The organism is Pseudomonas sp. GW821-FHT07G06 (assembly GCF_058986625.1).
The window spans coordinates 66,196-78,393 of sequence record NZ_JBYSVW010000003.1 but is presented as its reverse complement, the minus strand read 5'-3'; the positions used below and the strand labels follow the sequence as shown (position 1 = coordinate 78,393).

The 12,198-nt window shown below is 57.2% G+C and carries 11 protein-coding genes; 3 read left to right on the top strand and 8 right to left on the bottom strand.

Going from position 1 to position 12,198, the window contains the following annotated elements:
- Positions 1–9 precede the first annotated feature (9 nt).
- From AC3WJW_RS06960 to rpmH, 8 genes are all read right to left on the bottom strand, one after another.
- A complete protein-coding gene (locus AC3WJW_RS06960) occupies positions 10–807 on the bottom strand; it encodes a ParA family protein (RefSeq protein ID WP_008002319.1) in 798 nt (265 codons plus the stop codon).
- A gap of 18 nt (positions 808–825) precedes the next feature.
- Positions 826–1,470, bottom strand: a complete 645-nt coding sequence (rsmG, locus tag AC3WJW_RS06955; RefSeq protein ID WP_007969895.1) for a 16S rRNA (guanine(527)-N(7))-methyltransferase RsmG — start codon at positions 1,468–1,470, stop codon at positions 826–828.
- Positions 1,467–3,365, bottom strand: coding sequence for a tRNA uridine-5-carboxymethylaminomethyl(34) synthesis enzyme MnmG (gene mnmG, locus AC3WJW_RS06950; RefSeq protein WP_102701003.1), 1,899 nt, complete (start codon positions 3,363–3,365; stop codon positions 1,467–1,469). The genes rsmG and mnmG overlap by 4 nt, the downstream gene beginning before the upstream one ends.
- A gap of 550 nt (positions 3,366–3,915) precedes the next feature.
- Entirely contained in the window at positions 3,916–5,286 is a 1,371-nt protein-coding gene (gene mnmE, locus AC3WJW_RS06945; protein WP_493725561.1) for a tRNA uridine-5-carboxymethylaminomethyl(34) synthesis GTPase MnmE, read from the bottom strand.
- Between the two features lie 79 nt (positions 5,287–5,365).
- Positions 5,366–7,045, bottom strand: a complete 1,680-nt coding sequence (gene yidC / locus AC3WJW_RS06940) for a membrane protein insertase YidC (protein WP_493725560.1) — start codon at positions 7,043–7,045, stop codon at positions 5,366–5,368.
- A gap of 2 nt (positions 7,046–7,047) precedes the next feature.
- Complete coding sequence (yidD, locus tag AC3WJW_RS06935; RefSeq protein ID WP_010207715.1) at positions 7,048–7,293, bottom strand: membrane protein insertion efficiency factor YidD; 246 nt, start codon at positions 7,291–7,293, stop codon at positions 7,048–7,050.
- Positions 7,286–7,687, bottom strand: a complete 402-nt coding sequence (gene rnpA / locus AC3WJW_RS06930; protein WP_015097448.1) for a ribonuclease P protein component — start codon at positions 7,685–7,687, stop codon at positions 7,286–7,288. Before rnpA ends, yidD begins: the two co-directional genes overlap by 8 nt.
- Positions 7,688–7,703: 16 nt before the next feature.
- Positions 7,704–7,838, bottom strand: a complete 135-nt coding sequence (rpmH, locus tag AC3WJW_RS06925; RefSeq protein WP_003213577.1) for a 50S ribosomal protein L34 — start codon at positions 7,836–7,838, stop codon at positions 7,704–7,706.
- 566 nt (positions 7,839–8,404) lie between these two features.
- On the opposite strand from rpmH, the gene dnaA reads away from it, so the two are divergent.
- From dnaA to recF, 3 genes are read left to right on the top strand one after another with little or no spacing between them, the layout of a single operon-like run.
- Positions 8,405–9,928, top strand: a complete 1,524-nt coding sequence (gene dnaA, locus AC3WJW_RS06920; RefSeq protein WP_007969887.1) for a chromosomal replication initiator protein DnaA — start codon at positions 8,405–8,407, stop codon at positions 9,926–9,928.
- 39 nt (positions 9,929–9,967) lie between these two features.
- Positions 9,968–11,071, top strand: coding sequence for a DNA polymerase III subunit beta (gene dnaN, locus AC3WJW_RS06915; RefSeq protein ID WP_493725559.1), 1,104 nt, complete (start codon positions 9,968–9,970; stop codon positions 11,069–11,071).
- 20 nt (positions 11,072–11,091) lie between these two features.
- Complete coding sequence (gene recF / locus AC3WJW_RS06910; RefSeq protein WP_007969883.1) at positions 11,092–12,195, top strand: DNA replication/repair protein RecF; 1,104 nt, start codon at positions 11,092–11,094, stop codon at positions 12,193–12,195.
- Positions 12,196–12,198 lie beyond the last annotated feature (3 nt).

The window sequence follows — 12,198 nt, the reverse complement described above, 5'->3', positions numbered from 1 at the left end:
GGGGATTCCTTAAGTTGCCTGAGCGGCGGCGATGCGTGAGTTTTTGCGTTGACGACGAACCATTTCGCCCGCCAATGCCAGATAGGCAACGGCACCTCGCGACGATTTGTCGTACGCCAGCGCCGGCATGCCGTAGCTTGGCGCTTCGGCCAGACGGATGTTGCGCGGAATGACGGTGTCGTAGAGCTGTTCGCCGAAGTGTTCCTTGAGCTGCGCCGAGACATCGTTCATCAGGCTCAGTCGCGGGTCGTACATGGTCCGCAGCAGGCCTTCGACCTTGAGGTTCGGATTGAGCAGTTCAGCGATACGCTTGATGTTATCCACAAGGTCGCTCAAGCCTTCGAGTGCGAAGTACTCGCATTGCATGGGGATAATGACCCCATCGGCGGCAACCAGTGCATTCAAGGTCAGCATCGACAGCGACGGCGGGCAGTCGATCAGGATGTAATCGTAGTTTTCCCGGATAGGCGCCAGCGCACTGCGCAGACGGCTTTCCTTCATCTGCATTTCCAGCAGCACCACTTCGGCCGCAGTCAGGTCGCGGTTGGCCGGCAACAGCTGGTAACCACCGTGTTCGGAGAAGTGCATGGCCTGGGCCAGGTCGCACTCACCGATCAACAGGTCGTAGACCGAGTTTTCCAGACCATGTTTATCCACACCGCTACCCATGGTGGCGTTGCCCTGTGGATCGAGGTCGATCAACAGCACCCGGCGCTTGGTCGCGACCAGGGATGCTGCGAGGTTGATGCAGGTGGTGGTTTTGCCCACGCCACCTTTTTGGTTCGCTATCGCGAATACCTTAGCCATTCTTGCTTGTGTTCCCAATCATGCCGTGCGGCGCAGTATCAGCAGATGGCGTTGGCCTTGGCAACCAGGTACGGCCAGGGCGTGTTCGCTATCGAGGTGGAAGTCTGCCGGCAATGCTACCAGCTCATCGGCCGGATGAACGCCCTTCATTGCCAGCCAGCGTGTTTCGCTATCGCCGAGGTGGCGAGTCCAGTTGCTGAAGTTTTCCATGCTGCTGAACGCCCGGGAAATGATCCCGTTGAAGGGTTGGGCAGGCTGGAACGCTTCGACGCGACTGTGGATAACTTGCAGGTTATCCAGTTTGAGTTCGAGTTTGACCTGGGTCAGGAAGCGGGTTTTCTTGCCGTTGCTGTCCAGGCACGTCACCTGGGACTCGGGAAACAGGATAGCCAGCGGAATGCCAGGCATGCCGCCGCCACTACCGACGTCGAGCCAGCGTCCGTTTTCGATGAATGACATCACGCTCAGACTGTCGAGCAGGTGACGGGAGACCATTTCGTCCGGATCACGCACGGCGGTGAGGTTGTAAGCCTTGTTCCATTTGATCAACAGGGCCAGATAACCCAGCAGTTGCGCGTGCTGGGTTTCTGTCAGCGTGACGCCAAGCTGGCGGGCACCTGTGGATAACTCTTCTGCATGTTGCGAAGTGACCAACGAACTCAAGCGCTTTGCTCCAACTGACGGCCCGCGCCGCGTTTTTTCAAATGAATCATCAACAGCGAAATGGCTGCCGGCGTTACGCCCGGGATACGCGAGGCCTGGCCCAAGGTTTCAGGGCGGGTCGCACCGAGCTTGCTCTGGATCTCTTTGGAGAGACCGGAAATATTCGTGTAATCGATATCCACAGGCAGTTTGGTGTCTTCGCTGGCGCGCAGGCGGGCGATTTCGTCCTGTTGACGATCGATGTAGCCGGCGTACTTGGTCTTGATTTCGACCTGTTCGGCGACTTGTGGATCTTCTGCGCCGCCACCAGTCACGGCGATCAGACCAGCGTAGTCGATTTCCGGACGGCTCAAGAGATTCAGCAGGTTGTATTCGTGGGTCAGCGGCGTGCCGAATTTTTCGGCAATCGCATCGCCCTGTTCAGTGCCCGGGCGAACCCAGGTGCTTTTCAGGCGCTGCTCTTCCAGTTCGATGCTTTCGCGTTTTTTGCAGAAAGCCGCCCAACGCGCGTCATCCACCAGGCCCAGTTCGCGACCCTTTTCGGTCAGGCGCAGGTCGGCGTTGTCTTCGCGCAGGATCAAACGGTATTCGGCGCGGGAGGTGAACATCCGGTACGGCTCTTGGGTGCCGAGGGTAATCAGGTCATCGACCAACACGCCGATATAGGCTTCGTCGCGACGCGGGCACCAGGCGTCTTTGCCCTGCGCGCGCAGTGCCGCGTTGGTTCCGGCGAGCAAACCTTGTGCGCCGGCTTCTTCGTAACCGGTGGTGCCGTTGATTTGCCCGGCGAAGAACAGGCCGCCGATCACTTTCGTTTCCAGGCTGTACTTCAGGTCGCGTGGATCGAAGTAGTCGTACTCGATGGCGTAGCCCGGGCGCACGATGTGTGCGTTTTCCATGCCGCGGATCGATTGCACGATCTGCAATTGCACATCGAACGGCAAGGATGTGGATATCCCGTTCGGGTACAGCTCGTTCGTGGTCAAACCTTCCGGTTCGATGAAGACCTGGTGGCTTTCCTTGTCGGCAAAGCGGTGAATCTTGTCTTCGATCGACGGGCAGTAACGCGGGCCGATGCCTTCGATCTCGCCTGCATCGGAATACATCGGCGAACGGTCGAGGTTGGCCGCGATGATTTCGTGGGTACGGGCGTTGGTGTGGGTAATCCAGCAACTGATCTGCCGTGGATGCTGCTCTTTGGAACCCATGAACGACATCACCGGGATCGGCGTATCGCCGGCCTGCTCGGTCATCACCGAAAAATCCACGGAACGGGCGTCGATACGCGGCGGTGTACCGGTCTTCAGGCGACCGACCCGCAAAGGCAATTCACGCAGACGGTGAGCCAGGGCAATCGACGGTGGATCACCGGCACGGCCGCCGGAGAAATTCTGCAATCCAATGTGGATAAGTCCACCGAGGAAGGTGCCGGTGGTCAAAACCACCGAGTCGGCGAGGAAACGCAGGCCCATCTGGGTCACTACGCCGCGCACTTGTTCCTGCTCGACGATCAGGTCATCGGCGGCCTGTTGAAATATCCACAGGTTCGGCTGGTTTTCCAGGATTTCGCGGACAGCGGCCTTGTACAGAATCCGGTCTGCCTGTGCACGGGTTGCACGCACGGCCGGGCCTTTGCGGCTGTTCAACACGCGAAACTGGATGCCGCCTTTATCGGTAGCCATGGCCATCGCGCCGCCGAGGGCATCGATTTCCTTGACCAGGTGGCTTTTGCCGATCCCGCCAATGGCCGGGTTGCAACTCATGGCACCGAGGGTTTCCACGTTATGCGTCAGCAACAGGGTTTTCACCCCCATACGTGCTGAGGCCAGTGCTGCCTCGGTACCGGCATGACCGCCGCCGATGACGATCACTTCAAAACGGGAAGGGAAATCCACCACGCACCTCGTGCCTGCTTAAGTAGGTAATTCAGGAATAGTTTGAGCTCAGGTTTTCGGACCTGGTCGACAAGTATAGGGACTTCGCCCTTCCTAAAGAACCCTTTGCACAAAATTTAACCAGCTGTGGAAAAGTCGGAGTTATAGAAATTAAAAAGAGAGAAATTTATTAAATCTTTGTTTTTATGTTTATTTCTATGCACATGCCTTTCTGTGGATAGAACGCTACAGGCCTTTATTTTCAATATGTACAGCGATTCAAAACCCTGTGTTCATGTGCCAATGAGACCCTTGGATAACCGGTGTAAGCCTGTGGATGAAAGGGGTGGTTATCCACAGAGGCGGTTATGTTCAGTTTTCAGGCCCTGTTATCAACTGACCTTAGCGGCGGTTATTCACAGGGCTTAATCCACAGAAAAGTGTCACTCGCTCGAAATTCAGGCACGAGAATTTCGCTCAAGCAGACAAAGTCCGCTCGGCACTGGAGGGTTTATTCAGAAAAAGAGAGAGCAGACAGGCACGAACGGCCTGTCTGTGAACAACAGGAGGGCTACTTGCCGATGCAGAAGCTGGAGAAAATTCGCCCCAACAGGTCGTCAGAGCTGAAAGCACCGGTGATTTCACCCAGCGATTGCTGAGCCTGGCGCAGATCTTCGGCCAACAACTCGCCAGCACCGGCCAGGGTCAATTGGGCTCGACCATGTTCAAGGGCAGCACTGGCATGACTTAGCGCCTCCAGGTGGCGCCGGCGGGCACTGAAGCTGCTTTCGGACGTTTGCTCGTAGCCCATGCAGGCCTTGAGGTGATCACGCAGCAGCTCCAGACCGACACCTCCGGACCTGGCGCTCAGGCTGATGGTGACGTGGCCGTCATCGCTGATCTCCAGGGCAATGGCTTCGCCCGTAAGGTCGGCCTTGTTGCGGATCAGGGTAACTTTTGCGGGATCGGGACGGGTTTCGAGAAATTCTGGCCACAGTGCGAACGGATCGAGGGCTTCCGGCGCGGTGGCATCGACCACCAGCAGTACCCGATCCGCTTCACCGATGGCTTTCAGGGCACGTTCGACACCGATTTTTTCCACATGGTCATCGGTATCGCGCAGACCGGCGGTATCCACCACATGCAGCGGCATACCATCGATGTGGATATGTTCACGCAGTACGTCACGGGTAGTGCCGGCAATTTCGGTCACGATCGCCGCTTCACGCCCTGCCAGTGCATTGAGCAGGCTGGATTTACCGGCATTCGGACGACCGGCAATGACCACGGTCATGCCGTCACGCAGCAAAGCACCCTGCCCGGCTTCGCGCATGACAGTGGATAACTCGTCGCGAACTTTGTCGAGCATGCTCAGGACATGGCCATCGGCGAGGAAGTCGATTTCCTCTTCCGGGAAATCGATGGCCGCTTCGACATAGATACGCAGGCCGATCAGTTGCTCGGTGAGGTTATGCACACGTGACGAGAAAGCCCCCTGCAGGGAGCGCAACGCGTTTCGCGCAGCCTGGGCAGAACTGGCCTCAATCAGGTCGGCAATTGCCTCGGCCTGGGCCAGGTCAAGCTTGTCGTTGAGGAACGCGCGCTCGCTGAACTCCCCCGGCCGGGCGAGCCGACAACCCAGTTCCAGGCAGCGCTTGAGCAACATATCCAGAACGATCGGGCCACCATGTCCCTGGAGTTCCAGCACATCCTCGCCGGTAAACGAGTTTGGCCCCGGAAAATACAGCGCGATGCCCTGGTCCAGCACCTCGTCGTGTTCACCCAAAAACGGGCCGTAGTGGGCAAATCGCGGCTTGAGCTCGCGACCACTGAAAGCCTTGGCCGCAACGCTGGCCAACGGCCCGGAAATACGCACGATGCCTACACCGCCACGACCTTGAGCGGTGGCGACGGCGGCGATGGTTTCACGAGGAACGCTCATAAACCGGTATCCAGACAAAAGTGACAGATAGCAAAACGCCCCACTAGGGGGCGTCTTGAGTGGTTATCCACAGTGTAAATCAGGCAGCTGCTTTGGCAGCCGCTTCGATCTTACGAGTGATGTACCACTGTTGGGCGATCGACAGGCAGTTGTTCACTACCCAGTACAGCACCAGACCCGCCGGGAACCACAGGAAGAAGAAGGTGAAGATGATCGGCATCAGCTTCATCACCTTGGCCTGCATCGGATCCGGAGGAGTCGGGTTCAGTTGCTGCTGGATGAACATGGTTGCACCCATGATGATCGGCAGAATGAAGAACGGATCCTTGATCGACAGGTCGGTAATCCACAGCATGAACGGCGCCTGGCGCATTTCAACGCTTTCCAGCAGAACCCAGTACAGCGAGAGGAAAACCGGCATCTGCACGAGGATTGGCAAGCAACCACCCAGCGGATTGATCTTCTCTTTCTTGTACAGCTCCATCATGGCTTGCGACATTTTCTGCCGGTCATCGCCATGTTGCTCTTTCAGCGCGGCCAGTTTCGGTGCCACTGCACGCATGCGCGCCATGGATTTGTAGCTGGCAGCCGACAACGGGAAGAAGATCCCTTTGATCAGCATGGTCAGGAAGATGATCGACCAACCCCAGTTACCCACAATGGCGTGGATGTGTTGCAGCAACCAGAAGATCGGTTGGGCGATGAACCACAGAATGCCGTAGTCGACAGTCAGTTCCAGGCCTGGGGACAACTCTTTCAGCACGGCCTGGCTTTTCGGACCAGCGTACAGAACAGCGCTGGTTTCGGCCTTGGCACCCGGTGCAACACTCATCGATGGGCCGGTGTAGCCGATGATGTAGTTGCCTTTGCTGTCTTTACGGGTCTGGACGACGTTGTTTTCGCCCTTGGCCGGAATCCATGCGGTCACGAAGTAGTGCTGCAACCAGGCAACCCAACCGCCAGTGACGGTTTCTTTCAGCGGTGCCTTGTCCATGTCCTTCATGGACACTTTCTTGTACGGCTCGGAACTTGTCCACAGGGCGGCGCCCAGGTAAGTCGCGGTACCGGTCGCCGTGGTCGACGAAGGATCGGCGCTGGCGTCACGCTTCAACTGGGCGAACATCGCACCGGTCCAGGGCTGGGCGCTCTGGTTGTCGATCAGGTAGGAAACGGTTACGTCATACAGGCCGCGTTTCAGGGTGAAACGCTTGATGTAGTTGACGCCGTCCTTGCTGAACTTCAGGTCCACGACCAATTGGTCCTGACCGTCAGCCAGTTGATAAACCTTCTTCTCCGAGGAATAAACCGGACGACCGGCCGGATTTGCATCCGGACCGTTGGTGCCGATCAGACCGCTTTGTGCCAGATAAGTACGTTCGCCGCCGTTATCGAACAGCTGGAACGGAATTTCCGGGTGATCCTGACGACGCGGATACAGCGGCAGGGTCAGCAGGGCAACATCACCACCTTGTGGGTCGACAGCCAGGTCCAGTACATCCGTTTTGATCTGGATGAGGTCCTTGCTCACAGCCACCGGCGTTTCGGCAGGTGCGCTGGTGTCGCTTGCAGCACGTGGAATGTCGTCACTGGCGGAAGCGTTGGAGCCAGATGCCGTATCCGGCAGGCCCGATGCAGTCGTATTGGTGGCAACATTCTGAGTCGGCAGGGCAGCCTGGCCATAGTCCTGGTTCCATTTAAGAACCATTACATAGGACACGATTGCCAGGGCGACGATCAGGATCGTGCGTTTGATATCCATGATTACTCGGCCATCGAAGAAGAACGGGAGGTAGGGATAGGTGGAACCGGGTCATAACCACCGGGATTCCACGGATGACAGCGACCTAAACGACGAAAGGTCAGCCAGCCACCGCGAAGAAGGCCATGATTTTCGATGGCTTCTAACGCGTAGCAGGAACAACTGGGGTAGAAACGACAGTGACTGGCCATCAGGGGACTAATGGCATAGCGATAAAACTGGATCGGAACGAGTGCCAGTTTACGCATCTGGACTGTCTACCCCTACAGTTTCGGTTTTGACTGCTGGTACCGGCGAACTGCGAGCCAGGCGTTTCCAGAGTTTGCCGAAATGCTGAATCAATTCGGGGTTTTCTACGTCACCCAAACCTTTGCGCGCGACGATAACAATGTCCCAACCGACCAGTGAATCCTGGTTCAGGCGAAACGATTCGCGCATCAGACGTTTGAGGCGATTGCGCTCGACGGAGAGCTTTACGCTCTTTTTCCCGATAACCAACCCGAGACGGGGGTGATCAAGATCGTTGTTGCGCGCAAGGAGCAGGAGATTTTTCCCCGGAACCTTGCCGGTAGGGGAGTCAAAGACTGCCTTGAAATGCCGGGGAGTAAGCAGACGCTTTTCCCGACTGAAGTCCTGACTCACCTCCAGTGCCGGCTTATCAAACTGCCAGACGCGCACGACCTTTGGCGCGACGACGCGACAGAACGGCACGACCGTTCTTGGTAGCCATGCGAGCACGGAAACCGTGGGTACGAGCGCGTTTGATAGTGCTTGGTTGGAAAGTACGTTTCATTGTCGTGTTACCTGGTTCGTCCACAACGGGCCGGAATGGCCCCCGTTTTAAGAGACCGGGGATTCTAGAGAAAGCAAGCCTTCAGGTCAATTTCCAACCAGCGTTTCCTTATAAATAGATCTCCAGGCGTTTTGCGCTGAACGAACCGCCGGTAAATATAAAAATAAGAAAGGAAAGTATTTAAAGCTTTTCTGTAAAGCTTATAAAAGCTAGGCTCGCACTCTTCTGTGGATAAGTGGCTTCAGACCTTGTTTTACCTGCTGTACAGAGAATGACAACTACAGTGGAAAACCGTGTTCAGCCTGTGCTGCGCTGTCGGATAACCTGTGTGTGGAAAGCCTGTTTATCCACAGGCAGGTTATCCACCGAGTTTCGCTCCCACTTGTGCAATGACCTTAACCCTGGTTATCCACAGGGCTTATGCACAGACCACTGGTCGTCTTTTTTTCGTATGAAACGGCGATTCTTCTTGGTCGATGAACCACCTTCGTGTGGATAAGTCGGCGTCTGGTCGCTACAATGGCCGCTTGTTTTTGCCTCACCGGCTTTCAACTTAGGGGATATCCGTGTCAGTGGAACTTTGGCAGCAGTGCGTGGAGCTTCTGCGCGATGAGCTGCCTGCCCAACAATTCAACACTTGGATCCGTCCACTACAGGTCGAAGCCGAAGGCGACGAGTTGCGTGTCTATGCACCCAATCGTTTTGTTCTGGACTGGGTCAACGAAAAGTACCTGGGGCGTGTTCTCGAATTGCTCGATGAGCACGGCAATGGCATGGCGCCTGCGCTTTCCTTATTAATAGGCAGCAAACGCAGTTCGGCACCGCGTGCGGCGCCAAATGCTCCCCTGGCAGCCGCGGCCTCCCAGGCCCAGGCTGCTCAAACTCTCGCCAGTCCGCCGCCGCCAGCACCTGCTGCGGCTTCGACCAAGCGCGCCACGCAAAAAGTGGCCGAGGTCACCGAGGAAGAACCTTCCCGTGACAGCTTCGACCCGATGGCCGGCGCCAGTTCGCAACAGGCCCCGGTTCGCGCCGAGCAACGTACCGTGCAGGTCGAAGGTGCGCTCAAGCACACCAGTTACCTGAACCGTACCTTTACCTTCGAGAATTTCGTTGAAGGTAAATCCAACCAGTTGGCGCGCGCCGCCGCCTGGCAGGTGGCTGACAACCCCAAGCACGGTTACAACCCGCTCTTCCTTTATGGTGGCGTGGGCCTGGGTAAAACCCACTTGATGCACGCTGTGGGTAACCATCTATTAAAGAAGAACCCGAATGCCAAGGTGGTGTACCTGCATTCCGAGCGTTTCGTGGCGGACATGGTCAAGGCCCTGCAACTGAACGCGATCAACGAGTTCAAACGCTTTTACCGTTCGGTGGATGCGTTGCTGATCGATGACATTCAGTTCTTCGCCCGTAAAGAGCGTTCCCAGGAAGAGTTTTTCCACACCTTCAACGCCCTGCTCGAAGGTGGCCAGCAGGTCATTCTCACGAGTGACCGCTACCCGAAGGAAATCGAAGGCCTTGAAGAACGCCTCAAATCCCGCTTTGGCTGGGGCCTGACCGTAGCGGTCGAGCCACCGGAGCTGGAAACCCGCGTGGCGATCCTGATGAAAAAGGCCGACCAGGCCAAAGTCGAGCTGCCGCATGACGCCGCGTTCTTCATTGCCCAGCGTATTCGCTCCAACGTCCGTGAGCTGGAGGGCGCGCTCAAACGCGTGATCGCCCACTCGCACTTCATGGGTCGCGATATCACCATCGAGCTGATTCGCGAATCCCTGAAGGACTTGTTGGCGTTGCAGGATAAACTGGTCTCTGTGGATAACATTCAGCGCACCGTCGCCGAGTACTACAAGATCAAGATCTCCGACTTGCTGTCCAAGCGTCGTTCTCGCTCGGTCGCACGTCCGCGTCAGGTTGCAATGGCCTTGTCCAAAGAGTTGACTAACCACAGCCTGCCGGAAATCGGCGACGTGTTTGGCGGCCGCGACCATACGACTGTTTTGCACGCCTGCCGCAAGATCAACGAACTTAAGGAATCCGACGCGGACATCCGCGAGGACTACAAGAACCTGCTGCGTACACTGACCACTTGATGAACACCAGCGCAGCTAATTAAGGCAAGGGACTAGACCATGCATTTCACCATTCAACGCGAAGCCCTGTTGAAACCCCTGCAACTGGTCGCAGGCGTCGTCGAACGCCGCCAGACCTTGCCGGTGCTCTCCAACGTGCTGCTGGTTGTCGAAGGCCAGCAATTGTCGCTGACCGGTACCGACCTGGAAGTCGAGCTGGTCGGTCGTGTTCAACTCGAAGAGCCGGCGGATCCGGGTTCCATCACCGTGCCCGCGCGCAAGCTGATGGACATCTGCAAGAGCCTGCCCAACGATGCGCTGATCGATATCAAGGTCGATGAGCAGAAGCTTGTGGTCAAGGCCGGCCGTAGCCGCTTCACCCTGTCGACGCTGCCGGCTAACGACTTCCCTACCGTGGAAGAAGGCCCGGGCTCGCTGACCTGCAGCCTGGAGCAAAGCAAGCTGCGCCGTCTGATCGAGCGCACCAGCTTCGCCATGGCCCAGCAGGATGTTCGTTACTACCTCAACGGTATGCTGCTGGAAGTCTCGAATGGACTGATGCGTGCAGTCGCGACCGATGGTCACCGCTTGGCGATGTGCAGCATGGTTGCCGAAATCGGCCACCCGGATCGCCATCAAGTGATCGTCCCGCGTAAAGGGATTCTGGAGTTGGCGCGCCTGTTGACTGAACCGGATGGTACGGTTGCCATCGTTCTGGGTCAGCACCACATCCGCGCCACCACCGGTGAATTCACCTTCACCTCGAAACTGGTCGACGGCAAATTCCCTGACTACGAACGCGTTCTGCCAAAAGGCGGCGACAAGCTGGTACTGGGCGATCGCCAGGCGCTGCGCGAAGCGTTCAGCCGTACCGCGATCCTGTCCAACGAGAAGTACCGTGGTATCCGTCTGCAACTGGCCAGTGGTCAGCTGAAGATCCAGGCGAACAACCCGGAGCAGGAAGAAGCGGAAGAAGAAGTGGGCGTCGAATACAACGGTGGCTCTCTGGAAATCGGCTTCAACGTGAGCTACTTGCTCGACGTGCTGGGCGTGATGACCACCGAGCAGGTTCGTCTGATCCTGTCCGACTCCAACAGCAGTGCGCTGGTGCAGGAATCGGATAACGACGACTCGGCCTACGTTGTCATGCCGATGCGTCTGTAATCATGCCCAGCAGAAGCTAGATGTCCTTAAGTCGCGTCTCGGTCACCGCGGTGCGCAATCTGCACCCGGTGACCTTCTCCCCCTCCCCCCGAATCAATATCCTTTACGGCGCCAACGGCAGCGGCAAAACCAGTGTTCTGGAAGCCATCCATCTGCTGGGGCTTGCCCGTTCGTTTCGCAGCACCCGACTGTTGCCGGTCATTCAATACGAGCAACTGGCATGCACGGTCTTTGGCCAGGTTGAACTGGCGGAGGGTGGGCACAGCGCCCTGGGCATTTCGCGGGATCGCCAAGGCGAATTCCAGATCCGTATCGATGGACAGAACGCGCGCAGCGCCGCGCAACTGGCGGAGATATTGCCGCTGCAACTGATCAATCCTGACAGTTTTCGATTGCTGGAAGGTGCGCCGAAGATTCGCCGGCAGTTTCTCGACTGGGGCGTGTTCCACGTGGAACCGCGCTTCATGTCAACCTGGCAGCGCTTGCAGAAGGCCCTGCGCCAGAGAAACTCTTGGCTGCGGCATGGTACACTTGACGCCGTTTCGCAAGCGGTTTGGGACAGGGAACTGTGTCAGGCCAGCGCTGAAATTGATGAATACCGCCGCGCTTATATCAAAGCCTTGAAACCAGTCTTTGAACAAACCTTGAGCGAACTGGTTGAGCTTGAAGGCTTGACGCTCAGCTATTACCGCGGCTGGGACAAGGACCGTGAACTGAGTGCTGTGCTCGCCGGGTCTTTGCAGCGGGACCAGCAAATGGGGCATACCCAGGCCGGACCACAACGAGCTGATTTGCGTCTCAGACTGGGCGCACACAACGCTGCGGACATCTTGTCCCGTGGCCAGCAGAAGTTGGTGGTTTGCGCATTGCGGATTGCCCAAGGGCACCTGGTCAGCCAGGCTCGACGCGGTCAGTGTATTTATCTGGTGGATGACTTGCCGTCCGAGTTGGACGAGCACCACCGTCGCGCGCTTTGCCGCTTGTTGGAAGACTTACGCTGCCAGGTATTTATCACCTGTGTAGATCACGAATTATTGAGGGAAGGCTGGCAGACGGAAACGCCAGTCGCTCTGTTCCACGTGGAACAGGGCCGTATCACCCAGACCCACGACCATCGGGAGTGAAGG